Here is a 22037-nt window from a genome sequence, read left to right as displayed (position 1 = left end):
TAATGTATTTATCCCTTCTGGCGGGTGGCACACTAAACCTTGTCTAATCCAAGGAAGCAAATTTCCACACCACTACACTGAAAGCCAGATAGATAAAGGATGATAAAATGCCAGCCCCGCAAGGCTGGCTTAAGGTAACAAAATCGGGTTATTCTACTTCATGAACAAACCCTCGAAATTAGAGCTCACATAATCCAATTTTTCCCACAGTAAAGTGGCAAGTTGATTAACGTGTGGGCTAGACAGCATGGTCATGTGATTACCAGGTGCGATTATCGTACTTAGCTGAGTAACATGCCTACGCCACATTTTCTCGTGATTTGCTGTTTTATCAGCATCTCCTTCTTTAGCGTTAATCAGATAAACAAGGCCCTTATAGCTGGTATGTGGTGTATAACTCGTGTTCAGATTGGCTTGCATAACTTGGACAACACCTTGCAACAGAGATGTACTCACATTCTCTGGGAAAATGCCCGCATTCACCAAGGCTCGAAGCAGGGAGCGAATCTGTTCATCCGGTTCTTGGTTTTCGAAGTCTTGTCTGGTAAACGGTAATGGTTGAGTCAATATCATGTTGTAGATATCGATCAACTTCATTAACGTTTCAATCCGGCCGACAGCTTTAGGAACACTATCCTGCGGATCAGGAGCACTGGTATCAACGAGTATGAGATCAGTGACCTTTTCTCCCAGAGCCTGTAGTTGCAACGCGATCTCAAAGGCTATCCAACCACCGAAGGAATGCCCTAGCAGGTGATAGGGGCCATGAGGCTGTGTTTGACGAATGGCCTGAATATAAGCGTGAGCCGTACTTTCAACGCTAATATAAGGAGGAAGGTGCGCATCTATCAGACCGCGAGACTGCAAAGCGTGTACAGGTAGCTTCGGTGGAAGGGACAATGACAACTCGATGAAACCGGAAGCGCTGGCACCTGCTCCAGGAATACAGAAAAGTGGCGGAATAGACTTGGCCCCATTTTGGATGATGATATTCGGGGTGTAGGTTGTGGGCAACAAGTGCTCAGTGATCAAATCAGCCACTTGGTTGAGCAAAGGCTGTTGCATGATGGAGTTATGAGTCCCACCAATAGGATGGAGTACGGAATTCTCTCCAACGATATTGCGCCAGCCACGCCAAGAGTCATACTCAGCAGGTAAATTATCTGCTGTATAGAGATGGATGGGTAAAGATGAAGCGGAAGCAATATATTTTCGACCAAATTGTAAAATGGCTCTCTGGGTATAAATACGAAAGAGGATATCTTCTTTTGTAATACCGGTTGGTAGCCATTGGTGTTCTTCACAAAAGGTAAGGAGTTGGTCCATTTCATTGAAGTCATAAAGCTTATCCAAATCATGTTTATCAATAACGTCTATATGATCACGCAGATATTCAATAATCGTATTGATATCTTCCTGCGTATCATTTACAGATTTATTGGCATCAATATTATGTCCACTTTCAGTATCAATTTTGAGTCCACTTAAATTGTAGGAATCGATCATACCAAGGTACTTGACTTCTTCACCGCTGCTAATCAGTTGCAAGGCCATCTCGTAAACAATGACGCCCCCGATTGACCAACCTGCGAGATGATAAGGGCCGTGAGGTTGAACTCGACGAATGGCTTGAACATGGTAAGCGGCAAGTTCTTCAATGGAAGTCGGAGGCTTCTCCAGTGTGTGGAGGCCAAGTGCCTGTAACCCATATACGGGCAGTTCCGACGGTAGCAAAGTCGCCAGTAGTGAATAAACCAGCGGGTCACCTGTGGTCTCGTGTACCAGGAATAATGGCGATAGACTGCCTTTGGGGCTTAACGGCACAGGATTTGCATCAAAAGGTGAACTTAGTTTGTTTGACTTGTCGTTAATAACCAGCGCCAAATCACATAATGTTGGATGAGAGAATAAAGTAGCCAACGACACTTCCATGCCTTGTTCACTTATGTAGTTCAGCAATTGCACAGCTAACAACGAATGACCACCTAACTCAAAGAAATTGTCATGACGCCCGACACGCGCCAGCCCCAACAGGTCTTGCCAGATCTGCGCCAGTCTCGTTTCAACCTCACCCTGCGCAGGCGCATAGCCCCGTGACACAATGGCCAACTGATCAGGGGCAGGCAGCGCCTTGCGGTCCAACTTGCCGTTCGGGGTCAGCGGGAAGGCCTCCAGCATCACGAAGGCACTGGGCAGCATATAATCGGCCAGATGTTGCACCAGTTGCTGACGTAAATCCGCCGGCACCAGTGCAACACCGGATTGCGGCCGGACATAGGCCACCAGACGTTTGTCACCGGGGATATCTTCACGGGCGATAACGGTCGCTTCCTCCACCCCCGGACACTGGGTCAGGCGCGCTTCTATTTCCCCCAGTTCAATACGGAAGCCACGCAGCTTGACCTGAAAGTCGTTACGGCCCAGATATTCGATACAGCCGTCAGACAGCCAGCGGCCAAGGTCACCGGTTTTATACAGGCGGGCATCCGGGGCGCGGGAGAACGGGTCAGGGATAAAGCGTTCCGCTGTCAATGCCGGGCGGTTCAGGTAACCGCGGGCCACACCGGCACCGCCGATATAAAGCTCGCCGGTCACGCCGACTGGCACCGGCTGACCGTGAGAGTCGAGAAGATAGGCACGCAGATCGGGTAATGGCTGGCCAATCAGGCTACCCCGTCCGCCGGTGATAGCCTCCTCGGTGAGTTCCTGATAGGTGGCATGGACGGTGATCTCGGTGATGCCGTACATATTCACCAGCCGGGTCTGGCGGACAGGGTTATTGGCGATCCACGGCGCCAGCGACGGTAATTCCAGCGCCTCCCCGCCGAAGATAATGCAGCGCAGGGCATGTGCGGTGTCATCCTGGACGGGGATAAGTTGACGGAAAGCACTCGGTGTCTGATTCAGCACCGTCACGCGTTCGTGGCACAACAGAGCATAAAATGCCTGTGGCGAACGGGCACAGGCTGCCGGTACGATAACCAGCCGGCCACCGTAAGCTAAGGCTCCCCACAGCTCCCATACCGAGAAATCAAAAGCGAAAGAGTGGAACAAGGTCCAGACGTCGTTGCGATTGAACTGGAAATAACCCTGTGTGGCTGCCAACAGGCGAATGATGTTCGCGTGTTCCACCATCACCCCTTTGGGCTGGCCGGTGGAGCCGGAGGTGTAAATCACATAGGCCAGGTGGTGTGAAGTCAGTCCCCGTGCCCGGCTGTCTGGGTTGCTGTCCGGCACCCCGTCAAGGACAGATGGCGAGCAGGCATCAAGCACCACGGTAGGCAGGTGACTGTCCAGGGTTTCCAGCAAGGCAGTCTGGGTAAGCAGGGCCACCGGCGCCGCATCACTGAGCATGTAGGCCAGCCGTTTGGCCGGGTAGGCCGGGTCAAGCGGCAGATAAGCCGCCCCGGCCTTCAGAATGCCCAGCAAACCCACCACCATATCCAGACTGCGTTCAACGCAGATAGCGACCCGGTCATCCGGCTGTACGCCCAGGGCCAGCAAATGATGAGCCAGCCGGTTGGCGCGGCGGTTTAGTTCGTCATAGCTGAGGGACTGTGCTTCAAACACCACGGCGGTAGCGTCAGGCACCCGCTTAGCCTGTTGTTCAAACAGTTCATGGATCAGGGCGGTTTGCGGGAAGTCGGTTTGGGGGGCGTTGAAATTCATCAAAAGTTGCTGACGTTCAGCAGTAGGCAGAACTGGCAGGCTCAAAACAAGTCGCTGAGGTTCGTTATCCAGAGTTTCAACCAGGCCGCTGATAGCTGTAATCAGGTAGTTAGCCAGTCGGGAGGGATCAATCCCCGAGATGCTTTGGGTTACTAGGCTGAAGTCTTCCCCTAAGTCATCCACTGAGAGGGTCAATGGATAGTTTGTGCGTTCTTCTGCTGTCAGCATACGCATGCCTCTCCAAACTCTATCATCGGCCGCCCCTGAATGGCTATGCCGGTAATTGAGCAGGGTACTAAATAATGGCATCGGTGGTGTCACACCGCTACAGCGAAGGGCCAGCGCCAGAGGGGCTTGCTCATGATCTAGTAACGCCATTAGGTCATGGTAAGTGGTCTGCACCACTTCCAGTACACTGATGCCAGCAAGGGATATCCGCACTGGCAGCGTATTGATAAACATTCCCATTACCTGATCAGCACCGGCATAGCCTTGCAACCGGCCGAGCAGCACAGAGCCGAAGACCACATCATCACGACCGCTGGTCTGTGCCAGCACTTGAGCCCAGGCAACATGGAACAGCACACTTGGGTTGATTCCCAGGCGACGAGCTTGACTGCGGATCTCCCGTGCCAGCGTGATATCCAGCTTCAAATAGGCTTCAACCACATCTTTACCGTCACCCTGCACATTAAGTAGACCAAAAGGTGCTGTTGGTGCATCAATATCGGCGAGCCGGGCATGGAAATAGTCTTCATGCACGGAGGCCGGCACGCTCAGCGTCTGGGCAATAAAGTTGCGATACGGCAGTGGTACAGGGAGAACCTCTGCACGTCCCTGCAACAGCAAGTTGATTTCAGAGACGATAAGTTCCAGTGTCATATGATCGCTGATCAGATGATGGAAACTCAGTGCCAGCAGCCACTCGCAGTTGGCAGGGTCATGGGCGATGTCAGCGGCAAACAACGGTGCCTGATTCAGGTTTAGCCGGCGTTGACGCGGGTCGGTGTAGGCCTGCAACTGGGCCAACACATTGTTCTCTGAAGTGGGCACAAAGGTATTCACTGGTAGTGGGGCCTGACGCCAAACTACTTGAACAGGCTGCGTTAATCCCTGCCAGCAAATAGCGGTACGCAAGATATCGTGGCGGCTGATCACCTGTTGCAAGGCACCAAGGAAAGCGTCAAGGCGCTCAGAGGTATCAAAGGCCACTAGGCTGCATAACAGATAAGTGTCCCCTTGCTCCTGCAACCGATGGTGGAACAGAATGCCTTCCTGCAACGGGGCTAGCGGGTAGATATCCTGCACATTGGCCGTACCGCCGGGAACGGTGTCGATAATGATATCGATTTCCGCTTGAGACAGCGTCACCAGCGGCAGTAGGTCGGGGGTGAGGGTAGTGCAATCTTCGGTAATGCGATTAGGCGGTACGACGAAGACAGGTTTACCCTGATGTGCTTGTATCATTTGAGCCATCTCGGTGAGTACTGGTGTGGAGAAAACGCTACGCACATCAAGCAACCAGCCAGCATTACGCAATCGTTCAATCAGGCTGACGGCCATCAGTGAATGACCTCCGAGTTCGAAAAAGTGATCATGACGGCTGACGCGTTCCAGCCCCAGCAAATCTTGCCAGATCTGCGCCAGTGCGGTTTCCAATGTACCTTCTGGTGCTTCATAGACACGTGTTGCTACAGCAGAGTGGTCAGGTGCTGGCAGAACTTGACGATCGAGTTTGCCGTTAGGCGTCAGCGGGAAGGTCTCCAACATCACAAATGCGCTGGGGATCATGTACTCAGCCAATTGCTGCGCAAGCTGTTGGCGCAGTTCTGCCGGCACCAGTTCAACGCCGGACTGAGGCCGGAGATAGGCCACCAGACGTTTGTCTCCCGAAATATCTTCACGAACAATGACAATGGCTTCGCTTACGCCAGGACACTGAATAAGTTGTGCCTCAATTTCACCGAGTTCAATCCGGAAGCCGCGCAACTTGACCTGAAAATCGTTACGGCCGTGATATTCGATGTTGCCATCGGGCAACCAACGTCCAAGGTCACCCGTTTTGTACATACGTGAGCCGGGTGTAGTTGAGAATGGGTCGGTAATAAATCGTTTTGCCGTCAGTTCTGGACGATTAAGATAACCGCGAGTAACACCAGCCCCGCCGATATAGATTTCACCAGCCACGCCAATCGGCACAACCTGATCCTGCGTATCCAGAATATAGATTCGAGTATTAGCGATTGGCTGGCCGATAGGGATGTTGAACAAGTCGTGGGACATGACCTGATAAACCGAGGCCCATACTGTAGTTTCTGTCGGTCCATACTCGTTATAGAGAGCAATAGGTAACTCTAACTGTTCAATTCGAGTATAAAGTTCAGGCAGGCAGCGTTCACCTGCCACAATAAGGGCTCGGAGGGATGCCATATCTTCTTTATTAGCGAGTTGCAACAGACTGAGGGCCAAAGATGGCACACATAATAGGCAACTGATGTCATTCTGGCGTAGAGCCTGCAAAATGGCTGTAGGGTTAACAGTAATCGCTTGTTCTGGAAGACATAAACATCCTCCGCGCGTGAGTGTACTGAAGATACTGGCGAGGGAACTGTCAAATGCGATTGAAGACAAGAGTAAAAACCGTTCGAAATGCGGATACGTCAATTGTCGAGCATAAGTGGATGCAACGATATTCCTGTGTTCAACCATTACCCCTTTAGGGTGGCCCGTAGAACCAGAGGTGTAGATGACATACGCCAAGTGGTGTGAGGTTAATCCCAGTGTATGAGTATCAGGATTACTCTCTGCGTAAGCGCCAAAAACGGAGATGTCGAGCAGCACAGTAGGCAGGCTGCTGCCCAACGTTTCGCTCAGGACTGATTGGGTAAGTAGAACAACCGGCTCAGCATCGTTGAGTATATAGGCCAGCCGTTCGGCTGGGTAGGCCGGATCCAATGGTACATAGGCCGCACCCGCCTTGAGAATGCTCAGTAAGCCCACGATCATCTCCAGGCTACGTTCAACGCAGATGGCGACCCGGTCATCCGGCTGTACGCCCAAGGTAAGCAGATGATGGGCCAGTTGGTTGGCACGGCGGTTCAGTTCACTGTAGCTGATGGAGAATTCTTTGAACACCACGGCGGTAGCGTCAGGAGCGAGCTCTGCCTGTTGCTCAAACAACTCATGGATCAAAGCCTTCCGTGGGAAGTCGACCTCAGTGGTATTGAAGTCCACCAGTAGCTGTTGCCGTTCTGCGGCAGGTAAGATCGGCAGACTCAGAACAGAACGCTGAGGTTCAATTGCCAAGGCATCAACCAAGCCACTGATAGCTGTAGTCAAGTAGTTGGCGACCCGAGCGGAATCAATTCCCGCCACAGCCTGAACCACCAGATTAAAACCCTCCCCCAAGTCATCCACAGAAAGAGAGAGCGGATAGTTGGTGCGATCTTCGGTAGTTAGCAAGCGCATGCCGTTCCAGACCACATTAGCCGCTTCTGGCTGGCTATGGCGATAATTGAGTAAGGCACTGAACAATGGCATCGGTGAAATTACCCCACTACAGCGCTGAGCCAACGCCAGGGGAGCCTGTTCATGCTCCAGAAGAGTCATTAGGTCACGATAGGTGGCCTGCACCACTTCCAGCACACTGAGACCGACAAGGGATACTCGCAGCGGCAGGGTATTGATAAACATTCCCATTACGCGGTCGGCCCCGGCAGAGCCTTGCAGGCGGCCCAACAGCACCGTGCCGAAAACCACATCGTCACGGCCACTGGTTTGTGCCAACACCTGAGCCCAGGCAACATGGAACAGTACACTCGGGCTGATACCCAAATGACGGGACTGGTTGCGGATCGCCTGTGCCAGCGTGGTATCCAGCGGCAAACGGGCTTCGGCAATATCTTCTCCGTCATTCTGCATATTAAGCAGGCCGAAAGGGGCTGTAGGGGCATCAACATCAGCGAGCCGAACGCGGAAATAGTCCTCATGCACCGAGGCCGGTACGCTCAGGGTTTGGGCGATAAAGTTACGGTAAGGCAGAGGATTGGATAGTTCCTCTGTATGCCCTTGTAACAGCAGGCAGATTTCATCAACGATAAGTGCCAGAGTCATATGATCACCGACCAAATGGTGGAAGCTCAATGCCAGCAACCACTCATGGTTAGCTGGGTCATGGGCGATATCGGCAGCGAACAGAGGTGCTTGGCTTAGATCGAGCCGACGCCGACGTGGGTTGGTGTGGGTCTGTAGCTGGGTCAGCACATTGTTTGCCGAGGCCGGCACAAAGGTGTTCACCGACAGGGATGCCTGACGCCAGACCACTTGTACGGGCTGGGTCAGTCCCTGCCAGCAGATGGCAGTACGCAGAATATCGTGGCGGTCGATCACCTGTTGCAGTGCGTCAAGGAAAGCATCAAGACGTGCACGGGTGTTGAAGGTTATCAGACTGCATAACAGATAGGTATCTCCTTGCTCCTGCATTCGGTGATGGAACAAAATACCTTCCTGCAACGGAGCGAGAGGATAGATATCTTGTACATTAACCGCACCGCCGACCACCGTCTCAACGATCGAGTCGATTTCCGTCTGGGACAGCGTCACCAACGGCAATAAGTCTGGAGTGAGGACGGTGCAATCTTCGGTAATGCGATTAGGCGGTACGACGAAGACAGGTTTACCTTGATGTGCTTGTATCGCCTGAGCCATGTCGGTGAGTACGGGAGCGGAGAAAACACTGCGCACATCAAGCGCCTGACCTAGACCGCGCAACCGTTCAATCAGGCTGACAGCCATCAGCGAGTTACCACCGATCTCAAAGAAGTGATCGTGACGCCCGATACGCTCCAAGCCCAGCAACTCCTGCCAAATTTGCGCCAGTATTGTTTCCAGTTCACCGACGGGTTCCTCATAGTCACGGGTGACTACCGCTGATTGGTCAGGAGCCGGCAGTGCTTGGCGATCAAGCTTGCCATTAGGCGTGAACGGGAAGGTTTTCAGTGTCACAAAGGCGCTGGGTAGCATGTATTCGGCCAGGTGCTGTGCCAGTTGCCGGCGCAGTTCAGCCGGCACCAGTTCAACGCCGGACATAGGCCGGACATAGGCCACCAGACGTTTGTCACCGGGGATATCTTCGCGGGCGATAACGATCGTCTCACGCACTCCTGGACACTGAGAGAGACACGCTTCGATTTCACTGAGTTCGATACGGAAGCCGCGCAACTTGACTTGAAAATCGTTGCGACCAAAGTATTCGATATTGCCATCAGGGAGCCAGCAGCCGAGATCACCCGTCTTGTATAGACGGGCATCTGGAACTGTTGAGAATAGGTCGGGAATAAATCGTTCTGCCGTCAGTACTGGACGATTAAGATAACCGCGGGCAACCCCGACTCCACCAATATGGATCTCACCGACAACACCGACTGGCACGGGCTGACCCTGTGTATCCAGAATATAGATTTGGGTATTGGCGATAGGCTGGCCGATAGGAGGCACTTTCTCATCTTGGGCATTGCATAGGTAGAAAGTTGCACAGATGGTACTTTCCGTTGGGCCATAGGCATTGATCATGCGTCGCCCTATTGCCCAGCGTTTGATCAGCGTTGGAGGGCAAATCTCGCCACCGACGACCAGAGTCTGTAGTGTCTCCGGTATTGTATCCAATGCAGCTAATGCCGTCGGCGTCAGAAGCATATGAGTAATGGCATTTTCTTTCAGGGTATGGAACAGCTCAGAACCAGGCAGGAGCTTTGTACGTTGAGTGAGTTGGAGGCGAGCCCCTGTCAGGAGAGTCATACAACATTCCTGCATGCAGACATCGAAACTGAAAGAAGCAAACTGTAATATGCAACTATTGGCTGTAATGTTAAGCGCCTTTATCTGCGCATTAACCAGATTACACAGGCTGCGGTGTTCAACCATCACCCCTTTAGGTTGCCCGGTGGAGCCAGAGGTATAAATCACATAGGCCAGATGGCGTGAAGTTAGCCCCAGCGCCTGAGCATTGAGGTTTTCTTCCGGCTCTTTATCGAAAACAGATAATTCTTGGTTATCAAGTACTACAGTAGGTAGATTACAGCCCAGTACCTCAACCAGTGTAGACTGGGTGAGCAGCGCCACTGGGGTCGCATCATCAAGCATATAGGCCAACCGTTCTGTAGGATAGGTCGGATCCAGTGGTACATAGGTGCCGCCAGATTTAAGAATAGCCAGCAGTCCTACCACCATCTCCAGACTGCGCTCAACGCAGATAGCTACTCGATCATCAGGCTGAACCCCCAGCGCAAGCAGGTAATGGGCCAGACGATTGGCACGACGGTTCAGTTCAGCATAGCTAAGCGACAGACCTTCAAACACCACGGCGATGGTGTCAGGAGTACGCTTAACTTGTTGCTCAAACAGCTCATGGATCAGGGTCGCCTGCGGGAAGTCTGCTTGTGTGGCATTGAAATCCACTAATAGCTGCTGACGTTCAGCGGCAGGCAGGATCGGCAGGCTCAGAATGGGGCGCTGGGGTTCAGTTGCCAATGCTTCAACCAGCCCACTGATCGCAGTGATCAAGTAGTTTATCAACCGTAAAGGTTCAACGCCCGCAACAGCTTGGGCAAGCAGGCTGAAATCTTCCCCTAGATCATCTACTGAGAGGGTCAACGGATAGTTGGTACGTATTTTTTCGTTCAACATGCGCATACCATCCCAGACCTTATTAGCCGTACCTGACTGGCTATGACGATAGTTAAGCAGGGCGCTGAAGAGTGGTAGTGGCGGGTTCACACCGCTGCAACGCTGTGCCAGCGTCAGGGGCGCCTGTTCATGCTCCAGTAGTGTCATCAGATCGTGGTAGGTGGTGCGCACGACTTCCAATACACTGCGATCAGCAAGGGGAACCCGCACTGGCAGAGTATTGATAAACATCCCCATCACCTGATCGGCGCCATCTGAGCCTTGCAGACGGCCAAGCAGCACAGTGCCGAAGACCACATCGTCATGGCCGCTGGTCTGTGCTAACAACTGAGCCCAGGCAACGTGGAACAGTACGCCAGGATTGATACCGAGACGGCGGGCCTGCATGCGGATCGCCTGCGCCAGCGTGGTATCCAGCAGCAAACGGGCTTCGGTCACATCCTCGCCGTCGCCCTGTATATTAAGCAGGCCAAAAGGCGTTGTTGGAGCATCAACATCAGCAAGTCGGGCGCGGAAATAGTCCTCATGCACAGAGACCGGCACGCTCAGAGTTTGGGCGATAAAGTTACGGTAAGGCAGAGGGGTCGGTAGGGTTTCTGTCTGCCCCTGTAACAACTGAATAATTTCGGCAATGATAAGCCCTAACGTCATATGGTCACAGACTAAATGATGAAGACTTAGGGCCAACAGCCATTCATTACTGGTTGGATCGTGAGCCATGTCAGCAGCAAACAGCGGCGCCCGGCTAAGATCGATCTGGCGTTGACGCGGATCGGTATGCGCCTGCAATTGGGCCAGCACATTTTCTGCGGAAGCGGGCACAAAAGTGGCCACTGACAGTGGCGCCTGACGCCAGACCACCTGCACAGGCTGTGTCAATCCCTGCCAGCAGACAGCGGTACGCAGGATATCATGGCGGTCTATCACCCGTTGCAGCGCCCCAAGGAAAGCCTCAAGGCGTTCCTGGGTATCAAAGGCGATGACATGGTGCAACAGATAAGCATCGCCTTGCTCTTGCAACCGATGGTGGAACAGAATGCCCTCCTGTAGCGGTGCCAGCGGATAGATATCCTGCACATTGCCTGCCCCGCCCGCCACGGAGTCGGCAATGGCATCAATTTCCGCCTGAGACAGCGTGACCAGCGGTAACATCTCAGGCGTGAGCACGGTGCTGCCGTCAGGGATCCGGTTGGGCGGCACAATAAAAGCCGCTTCCCCCTGCTCCGTCCGGATAGCTTGCGCCATGTCGGTCAATACGGGCGCGGAGAAGACACTGCGCACATCAAGCAGCCAGCCGGCATTGCGCAGTTGTTCAATCAGGCTGACCGCCATCAGCGAGTGGCCGCCGAGTTCGAAGAAGTGGTCGTGCCGGCTGATGCGTGCCAGCCCCAGCAGGTTTTGCCAAATCTGCGCCAGCGTGGTTTCCCGTTCACCCACAGGGGCTTCATAGTCACGGGTGACGGCTGCTGACTGGTCAGGCGCGGGCAGCGCCTTGCGGTCCAGCTTGCCGTTCGGGGTCAGCGGGAAAGCCGCCAGCATCACAAAGGCACTGGGCAGCATGTAGTCGGTCAGGTGCTGTGCCAGTTGCGGGCGTAAATCCGCCGGCACCAGTGCAGCACCCGCCTGCGGCCGGACATAGGCCACTAACCGTTTGTCACCCGGGATATCTTCGCGGGCGATAACGACCGCTTCCTCCACTCCCGGACACTGGGTCAGGCGCGCTTCTATTTCCCCCAGCTCAATACGGAAGCCACGCAGCTTGACCTGAAAGTCGTTACGGCCCAGGTATTCGATACTGCCGTCGGGTAGCCAGCGGCCGAGGTCGCCGGTTTTATACAGGCGGGCATCCGGGGCGCGGGAGAACGGGTCCGGGATAAAACGTTCCGCTGTCAGTGCCGGACGGTTCAGGTAACCGCGGGCCACCCCTACCCCACCGATATGGATTTCACCGGCCACACCGAGCGGCACGGGCTGACCCTGTGTATCCAGAATATAGAGTTGGGTATTGGCAATCGGGCGGCCAATGGGGACAAAGTGGCGTTTATCCTCGCGCTGACAGGCCCAATAGGTGACATCAATCGCGGCTTCGGTTGGGCCATACAGGTTGTGCAATTCGGCCTCAAAGTGGGAGAAAAAGCGCTGTTGCAGCTCTGGCGGCAAGGCCTCACCACTGCAAATCACCCGTTTGAGGGAGGCGCAGGTGTGCTCCGGCGAAACCCTCTGCACAAACTGCTGTAACATGGAAGGCACAAAGTGCAATGTGGTAATACCGGCGGTCTCAATCAACCGGGCCAAATACCCCGCGTCTTTGTGGCCTTCGGGGCGGGCCATCACCAGACGAGCCCCCCAGAGCAGGGGCCAGAAGAATTCCCAGACGGACACATCGAAACTGAACGGGGTTTTCTGCAAGACACGGTCATCGGGCGTCAGGCGATAGGCAGCCTGCATCCAGACCAGACGGTTACACAGGGCCCGGTGGCTGTTCATCACCCCTTTGGGCTGGCCGGTAGAGCCGGAGGTATAAATCACATAGGCCAGATGCTGTGAAGTCAGTCCCCGTGCCCGGCTGTTGGGGTTGCTGTCCGGCGTCCCGTCAAAGACAGACGGTGAGCGGGCATCTAGCACCACGGTAGGCAGGCTGCTGTCCAGTATTTCAACCCGCGCGGACTGAGTCAGCAAAGCCACGGGTGCCGCATCACTGAGCATATAGGCCAGCCGTTCGGCCGGATAAGCCGGATCGAGCGGCAGATAGGCACCGCCGGCCTTAAGGATGGCCAATAATCCCACCACCATCTCCAGACTGCGCTCGGCGCAGATGGCGACCCGGTCATCCGGCTGTACGCCGAGGGCCAGCAGGTGATGGGCCAGCCGGTTGGCGCGGCGGTTCAGTTCGTCATAGCTGAGAGCGTGTTCTTCAAACACCACAGCAATGGCATCCGGGGTACGTGCCGCCTGTTGTTCGAACAATTCATGGATCAGGGCGGCCTGTGGGAAATCCGCCTGTGTGGCGTTGAAATCCATCAGTTGCTGACGTTCAGCAGTAGGCAGAACCGGTAGGCTCAAAATAGATTGCTGGGGTTCAGTTGCCAGAGCTTCAATCAGGCCGCTGATGGCCGTAACCAAATAGTTTGCGACCCGGGTGGGGTCAATCCCTGAAATAGCCTGAGCCACTAGATTGAAGCCTTCCCCTAAATTATCCACCGAGAGGGTCAACGGGTAATTAGTACGCTCCTCTGTCGCCAACAAGCGCATACCATCCCAGGTTGTATCGTCTGCGTCTGACTGGGTATGGCGGTAGTTAAGCAGAGCGCTGAACAATGGCATCGGTGGCGTCACACCACTGCAACGCTGGGCCAGCGCCAGAGGGGCCTGTTCATGTTCCAGCAGTGTCGTGAGGTCACGATAGGTGGACTGCACCACTTCCAGTACACTGCGACCGGCAAGGGATATCCGCAATGGCAGGGTATTGATAAACAACCCCATTACCCGATCGGCACCGGCAGAGCCTTGCAGACGGCCCAACAGTACGGTGCCGAAGACCACATCATCACGGCCGCTGGTTTGCGCCAACACCTGCGCCCAGGCAACATGGAACATTACACTTGGGCTGATACCCAGACGGCGGGCCTGGTTGCGGATCGCCCGGGCGAGTGTGGTATCTAGAGGTATATGAATTTCGGACACATCCTCACCGTCGCCTTGCACATTAAGCAGACCAAAGGGAGCAGTTGGTTCATCGATATCGGCGAGCTGCGTACGGAAGTAATCCTCATGCACAGAAACCGGTACGCTCAGAGTTTGAGCGATAAAGTTGCGGTATGGCAGCGAATTAGGCAGTTCTCCCGTACGCCCCTGCAACAACAGGCGGATTTCGGCGATGATAAGTTCCAGTGTCATATGATCGCCGATCAGATGGTGGAAGCCCAAAGCTAACAACCACTCATGGCTGGTCGGATCATAGGCAATATCGGCAGTGAGCAGCGGTGCCTGACTGAGATCGTACCGACGCTGGCGTGGGTTGGTGTGGGCTTGTAGCTGGGCCAGCACATTGTTTGCCGAGACCGGCACAAAGGTGTTCACTGACAGGGATGCCTGACGCCAGACCACTTGTACGGGCTGGGTCAGTCCCTGCCAACAGATGGCAGTACGCAGGATATCGTGGCGGTCGATCACCTGTTGCAGGGCACTAAGGAAAGCGTCGAGACGTGTACGGTTATCAAAAGCTACCAAGCTGTTTAACAGATAGGTATCCCCATGTTCCTGCAAGCGATGGTGGAACAAGATGCCTTCCTGCAACGGGGCAAGCGGGTAGATATCCTGCACATTAGTCGCCCCGCCGGGAACGGTGTCGATAATGGTATCGAGCTCAGTCTGGGATAGTTTCACCAACGGTAACAGATCCGGGGTGAGAGTAGTGCAATCTTCGGTAATGCGATTAGGTGGTACGACGAAGACCGGTTTACCCTGATGTGTTTGTATCATCTGAGCCATCTCGGCGAGCACGGGTGTAGAGAAAACACTACGGACATCAAGCAACCAGCCAGCGCCACGCAATCGCTCAATCAGACTGACCGCCATCAGTGAATGGCCGCCGAGTTCGAAGAAATGATCATGACGGCCAACACGCTCCAAGCCCAGCAGCTCCTGCCAAATCTGCACCAGCAGGGTTTCCAGTTCGCCTTCAGGTACTTCATAACCACGCGTTGCCACGGCAGACTGCTCAGGGTCGGGTAGCGCCTTACGGTCAAGTTTACCGTTAGGGGTCAGCGGGAAAGTTTCCAGCGTCACAAAGGCGCTGGGCAGCATATAATCGGCCAGATGCTGTGCCAGTTGCTGACGCAGTTCGGCCGGCACCAATTCAACGCCGGACTGAGGCCGGAGATAGGCCACCAGACGTTTTTCTCCGGCAATGTCTTCGCGGGCGATAACAACAGCTTCGCGTACTCCAGAGCATTGGGCGAGGCGTGCCTCGATTTCACCGAGCTCAATCCGGAAACCACGCAGCTTGACCTGAAAATCGTTACGGCCAAGGTACTCGATATTGCCATCCGGCAGCCAGCAGCCGAGATCACCCGTTTTGTACAGTCGGGCATCTGGTGTTGTTGAGAAGAGATCAGGAATAAAACGCTCTGCTGTCAGTGCCGGGCGGTTGAGGTAACCGCGGGCCACACCGGCACCACCAATATAGATCTCACCGGCCACACCAAGGGGCACCGGCTGGCCTTGTGCATCCAGAATATAAATCCGGGTGTTGGCGATCGGTTGACCAATAGGGAGCGCATTTTCATTACGGACATCACATAGATAGAGAGTTGCACAGACGGTACTTTCTGTTGGCCCATAGGCATTAATCATCCGTCGCCCCGCTGCCCACCGTTTGACCAGCGCGGGCGGACAAGTTTCACCTGCCAAAACTAAAGTTGTCAAGTTGGGCAGGTCAGCATCAGGCGTTAAGGCACTGGCTGCAACAGGAGGAAGGGTCACATGGGTGATCGCCTGAGTTTGCAGAGTCTTGAGCAGAGCTTCACCGGGTAACAAGGCTTCGCGGGATGCCAGAACAAGGCAGGCACCTTGACACAGTGTAGTAGCAATTTCAGAGATACAGGCATCAAAGCTGAAAGAAGCGAATTGCAATAACCGACTGTCAGCTGTGATATGAAATGCTTCAATTTGTGTGTTAATCAAGTTACTCAGGCCGCGATGTTCAACCATGACCCCTTTGGGCTGACCGGTGGAGCCGGAGGTGTAGATAACATACGCCAAATGATGTGGAGTCAACCCCCGCGCCTGGGTATCAGGGTTATTGTCCGCACAGGTATCGAAGGCTTGGGTATCCAGCAGCACAGCAGGCAGGGAACTGTCCAGTTTCTTAACCAGTGACGTCTGGGTAAGCAGGACCACCGGCGCCGCATCTGCCAGCATATAGGTCAGCCGTTCGGTCGGGTAAGCTGGGTCGAGGGGCACATAGGCGCCGCCAGCTTTAAGGGTTCCCAGCAGTCCCACCACCATCGCTGGACTGCGTTCAACACAGATAGCGACCCGGTCATCAAGCTGTACGTCCAGTGCAATTAAATGATGCGCCAGCTGGTTGGCGTAGCGGTTCAGTTCACCATAGCTGAGTGACTGCCCTTCAAATAGCACGGCGGTGGCATCCGGGGTGCGTGCGGCCTGTTGCTCAAACAACTCATGGATCAGGGCCGCTTGCGGGAAGTCACGCTCAGTGGCATTGAAGTCCGCCAGTAATTGCTGACGTTCAGCGGCAGGCAACACATCCACCGCCAGGGCCGGTGAATGCGGTGCATCCGCCAATACCGCAACCAGTTGTTCCAGTGCCCTGATCAAATAGGCATTGATCCTCTTCGGATCGACAGTGCTGACAGTTTGAGCGGATAACATAAAATCCTTACCATCATCATCAATCGAGATCCCCACGGGATAATTGGTGCGTTCCCGGCCAGCCAGACTGGTTATACCAAACTGCGACAGGTTAAGCGTGCCGCTGTCCTTGTCACTCACATGCCGGCAATTGAGCAAGGCACTGAACAACGGCATATTACCGAGCCCGCTATAGCGCTGCACCAGGGACAAGGGGGTCTGTTCATAACGCAATAAATTAGCGCATGTGTCAGTGACTGTCTTGACGAGTTCCTCAACGCTGATCCCTTTGAGTTTCAGCCTGACCGGCAGGGTATTGATAAACATCCCCAACGCGCCCGCACTGCCCGCCATGCCCGACATACGGCCTGATAAGGTGGTACCGAATACAATATCGTCACGCCCGCTGGTTCGGGCAACGACCAGTGCCCAACCCGCATGGAACAACGCCGCGGGGCTGGTGCCCAGCCTGCGAGCCGTTTCACGGAGGGCGCGGGATAAGCCGGCATTAAGGGGCTGTTGGGCTTCGGCCGTATGTTCGCCCTCTTCCTGAACGCTAATCAGGCCAAAAGGGGCCGTCACTTCATCGAGATCCGCCAGATAATCCGGGAAGAAGGTTTCTGCGGCCTGAATATGGCTTTCCTGACGGGCATAAGCCACAAAGTTGCGATAAGGCACCGATGGCGGTAAATCGGCACTTTTGCCCAGTAAGAATGCCGCCGTTTCCGCGAGAACCTGCCGTAATGAGAGGTTATCATCGATAATATGATGAAATTGGAGCAAGACGTACAGCCTGGCTGAATGTGGGTCAGCAGCGGTTTGTAAGCGTATCAGCGGCGCCTGAGATAAATCCATAGGCAGGTGTGACAACCCCATGCGGGCTTGCAGACTGGCAGTCACGTCATCACTGTCCTTCAGGATCAGGCGATGAACAGGTAATGGAGCGTATCGGTGCACAACCTGAACCGGCTGGGACAATCCGGTCCAGTGGATGGCGGTGCGCAGGATATCGTGCCGGCCGACGACCGCTTGTAATGCAGCCGTGAATGCATCAAGGTCTGCCTGACTGTCGATACATAACAGCGACGAGATAACATAGGGATCTTTGGCCGGATTCAGCAAATGGTGGAACAGGATACCTTCCTGCAACGGGGCCAGCGGATAGATATCCTGCACATTGGCCGCTCCGCCGGAAGTCCGGTTGACGATAGTGTCGATTTCCGTCTGGGACAGGGTGACCAGCGGCAGCATTTCAGGGGTGAGCACGATACTGCCATCAGGAATACGGTTGGGCGGCACGACAAAGGCCGGGACATCACCCGGGGATATTTGAATTGCCCGGGCCAGATCGGCCAGGATCGGTGCAGTGAATACCGTACGGACGTCCAGTTCCCAGCCCCGCTGGCGAAGCCGTTCGATCACACTAACCACCAGCAGCGAGTGGCCGCCGAGTTCGAAGAAGTGATCATGGCGCCCGACACGCGCCAATCCCAGCAGGTCTTGCCAGATCTGTGCTAGTCCCGTTTCAACCTCACCCTGCGCAGGCGCATAGCCCCGTGACACAATGGCCAACTGATCAGGGGCAGGCAGCGCCTTGCGGTCCAACTTGCCGTTCGGGGTCAGCGGGAAGGCCTCCAGCATCACGAAGGCACTGGGCAGCATATAATCGGCCAGATGTTGCACCAGTTGCTGACGTAAATCCGCCGGCACCAGTGCAACACCGGATTGCGGCCGGACATAGGCCACCAGACGTTTGTCACCGGGGATATCTTCACGGGCGATAACGGTCGCTTCCTCCACCCCCGGACACTGGGTCAGGCGCGCTTCTATTTCCCCCAGTTCAATACGGAAGCCACGCAGCTTGACCTGAAAGTCGTTACGGCCCAGATATTCGATACAGCCGTCAGACAGCCAGCGGCTAAGGTCACCGGTTTTATACAGGCGGGCATCCGGGGCGCGGGAGAACGGGTCAGGGATAAAGCGTTCCGCTGTCAATGCCGGGCGGTTCAGGTAACCGCGGGCCACACCGGCACCGCCGATATAAAGCTCGCCGGTCACGCCGATTGGCACCGGCTGACCGTGAGAGTCGAGAAGATAGGCACGCAGATCGGGTAATGGCTGGCCAATCAGGCTACCCCGTCCGCCGGTGATAGCCTCCTCGGTGAGTTCCTGATAGGTGGCATGGACGGTGATCTCGGTGATGCCGTACATATTCACCAGCCGGGTCTGGCGGACAGGGTTATTGGCGATCCACGGCGCCAGCGACGGTAATTCCAGCGCCTCCCCGCCGAAGATAATGCAGCGCAGGGCATGTGCGGTGTCATCCTGGACGGGGATAAGTTGACGGAAAGCACTCGGTGTCTGATTCAGCACCGTCACGCGTTCGTGGCACAATAGAGCATAAAATGCCTGTGGCGAACGGGCACAGGCTGCCGGTACGATAACCAGCCGGCCACCGTAAGCTAAGGCTCCCCACAACTCCCATACCGAGAAATCAAAAGCGAAAGAGTGGAACAAGGTCCAGACGTCGTTGCGATTGAACTGGAAATAACCCTGTGTGGCTGCCAACAGGCGAATGATGTTCGCGTGTTCCACCATCACCCCTTTGGGCTGGCCGGTGGAGCCGGAGGTGTAAATCACATAGGCCAGGTGGTGTGAAGTCAGTCCCCGTGCCCGGCTGTCTGGGTTGCTGTCCGGCGCTCCGTCAAGGACGGACGACGAGCTGACATCCAGCACCACGGTAGGCAGGTGACTGTCCAGGGTTTCCAGCAAGGCAGTCTGGGTAAGCAGGGCCACCGGCGCCGCATCACTGAGCATGTAGGCCAGCCGTTCGGCCGGGTAGGCCGGGTCAAGCGGCAGATAAGCCGCCCCGGCCTTCAGAATGCCCAGCAAACCCACCACCATATCCAGACTGCGTTCAACGCAGATAGCGACCCGGTCATCCGGCTGTACGCCCAGGGCCAGCAAATGATGAGCCAGCCGGTTGGCGCGGCGGTTTAGTTCGTCATAGCTGAGGGACTGTGTTTCAAACACCACGGCGGTAGCGTCAGGCACCCGCTTAGCCTGTTGTTCAAACAGTTCATGGATCAAGGCGGTCTGCGGGAAGTCGGTTTGGGGGGCGTTGAAGTCTGCCAGTAGTTGCTGCTGCTCTGTGACAGACAGCATCGGCAGGGACGGGATAGCGTGCGTGACATCGGTTGCCATCGCCGTCAGGACATTTTTGAGGTAACCGACTATGCGAACCACGGTCTCCTGATCAAACAAATCGGTCGCATATTCCAGCCCCCCCACTAAACCGGCGTCGGTTTCAGTCAGCGACAGCGTCAGGTCAAATTGGCTACTGCGCTGCGGTTGCTCAACGAGGGAGAGAGCCAGCCCGGGCAACTTCAGTGCCTGAGCCGGGGTGTTGTTTAGCGCCAGCATGACCTGAAAAACAGGGCTGTAACTCAAACTGCGGGCTGGCTGCAATGCTTCTACTACCTGCTCGAAAGGCAGGTCCTGATGAGTATAGGCCGCCAGTGTGCGTTCGCGAACCTGAGCAAGCAGTTCCGTCACCGTGTGGCACTGACCGGGTTCGATACGCAAGGCCAGCGTATTGGCGAAGAAACCAACCAAACCTTCCAGCTCGCTGCGTGTCCGGTTGGCCACAGGGGTACCGATGACGATATCGTCTTGGCTACTGAGGCGAGTAAGGACAACAGCCCAAGCCGCGAGCAAGGTCATAAACAGGGTTGTGCCCTGACGTTGACCCAGTGCCTTAAGGGAAGTGAGGATTTCAGCATCCAGATGGAAAGGCACCCGGCTGCCGGCATAGCTCTGTACCGACGGGCGTGGGCGATCCGTGGGCAATTCCAGCAAGGCGGGCGCGCCCTGCAATTGGGCACACCAGAAATCACGTTGTTCGGTAAGGCGGTCGCCCTGCAACTCATCGCGCTGCCAGACGGCATAGTCGGCATACTGGATGGGCAAAGGTGGTAAAACTGCATCCTGACCCGCAAGAGCGGCTTGATAAAGCGCCGCCAGCTCGCGGACCATGATGCCGATGGACCAGCCGTCGGAGATGATATGGTGCTGGGTAAACAGCAGCATATGCTCCTCATCGGCCAGTTGCAGCAATTGACCGCGGATCAGCGGGCCTTGAGTGAGATCAAATGGCGCACAGGCCTCATATTCGGTGAGTTCGGCAACACGATTGGCACGCGCCGTCTCGCTCAGGGAACGCAAGTCCAGACAGGGAAGTTCAAAACCACTGTCTGCGGGGGCAATCTGCTGGCAGGGTTGACCATCAACCAGCGTAAAATGGGTACGCAGGCTCTCTTGGCGAGCGACAAGGTTATCGAGCGCTGCGGAGAGGGCCTGAGGGTCAAGCTGACCGGAAAGTCGTAGTACCATAGGCATATGGTAAGCTTGACTGGCGGCAGGATCGAATTGGCCGAGGAACCACAGCCGCTGTTGAGCAAAAGACAACGGTAAAGACATATGGCGATCTGCTTTCCCTATCGGTAGATGCAAAGAGTGATCCTCGCGTTTTTTTAATTGCTCCTTAAGCTTTTTCTCTAAAACGGCACGCTTTAGCATCTCAATGTTTATGTTAGCTTTGGTCATTAATTAGTATCTCCATCTAAAATCGCCATTAACTCTTCTATCGACATTGAATCAAGATCGCTTTTTACTGATTCAATATCATTTCCCCATGCAGAACTCATTTGAGCAGAGAGAATTACCTCAGCTAATTCTGATAATTTTGGGAATTGGAAAATTGAGACTATGGGTATATCGATTAAAAATTCAGTTTGTATACGCGTTATCAATTGCACGACCATGAGCGAATGACCACCTATCTCGAAGAAGTGATCATGTCGGCCGACGCGCTCCAGTCCCAGCAAGTCTTGCCAAATTTGAGCCAGCGTAGTTTCCATTTCACCAATAGGAACCTCATAACCACGTACAGCCACAGCAGATTGTTCAGGGGCAGGCAGCGACTTGCGGTCAAGTTTACCGTTAGGGGTCAGCGGGAAGCTTTCCAGCGTCACAAAGGCACTGGGCAACATATACTCGGCCAGATGCTGTACAAGCTGCTGACGCAGTTCAGCCGGCACGAGCTCAGCATCAGGCTGAGGGAGAAGATAGGCCACCAGACGAGTATCGCCTGGGATGTCTTCGCGGGCGATGACAACAGCTTCACGTACTCCAGAGCATTGGGCGAGGCGTGCCTCGATTTCGCCGAGTTCGATGCGGAAACCGCGCAGCTTGACCTGAAAATCGTTGCGGCCCAGGTACTCGATATTGCCATCCGGCAGCCAGCGACC

General features: G+C 54.9%; 2 protein-coding genes (1 of these 2 running past the window's edge). Both read right to left on the bottom strand.

Features of this window, described 5'->3' with window-relative positions:
* Window positions 1-153: 153 nt before the first annotated feature.
* On the bottom strand, window positions 154-21333 hold the full coding sequence (locus tag VY86_RS04135) for a non-ribosomal peptide synthetase (RefSeq protein WP_052760771.1): 21180 nt from the start codon (window positions 21331-21333) through the stop codon (window positions 154-156).
* Window positions 21333-22037: the end of a non-ribosomal peptide synthase/polyketide synthase gene (locus VY86_RS04130; RefSeq protein ID WP_046974040.1), read on the bottom strand. Its footprint extends 25245 nt past the window's final position; 705 of the gene's 25950 nt are visible here — the last part of the coding sequence; its start codon lies beyond the right edge, outside the window; it ends in the stop codon at window positions 21333-21335. Before VY86_RS04130 ends, VY86_RS04135 begins: the two co-directional genes overlap by 1 nt.

This window comes from Photorhabdus thracensis (genome assembly GCF_001010285.1).
GTDB classification, from domain to species: domain Bacteria; phylum Pseudomonadota; class Gammaproteobacteria; order Enterobacterales; family Enterobacteriaceae; genus Photorhabdus; species Photorhabdus temperata.
This window is presented reverse-complemented; position numbering and strand designations above follow the sequence as displayed.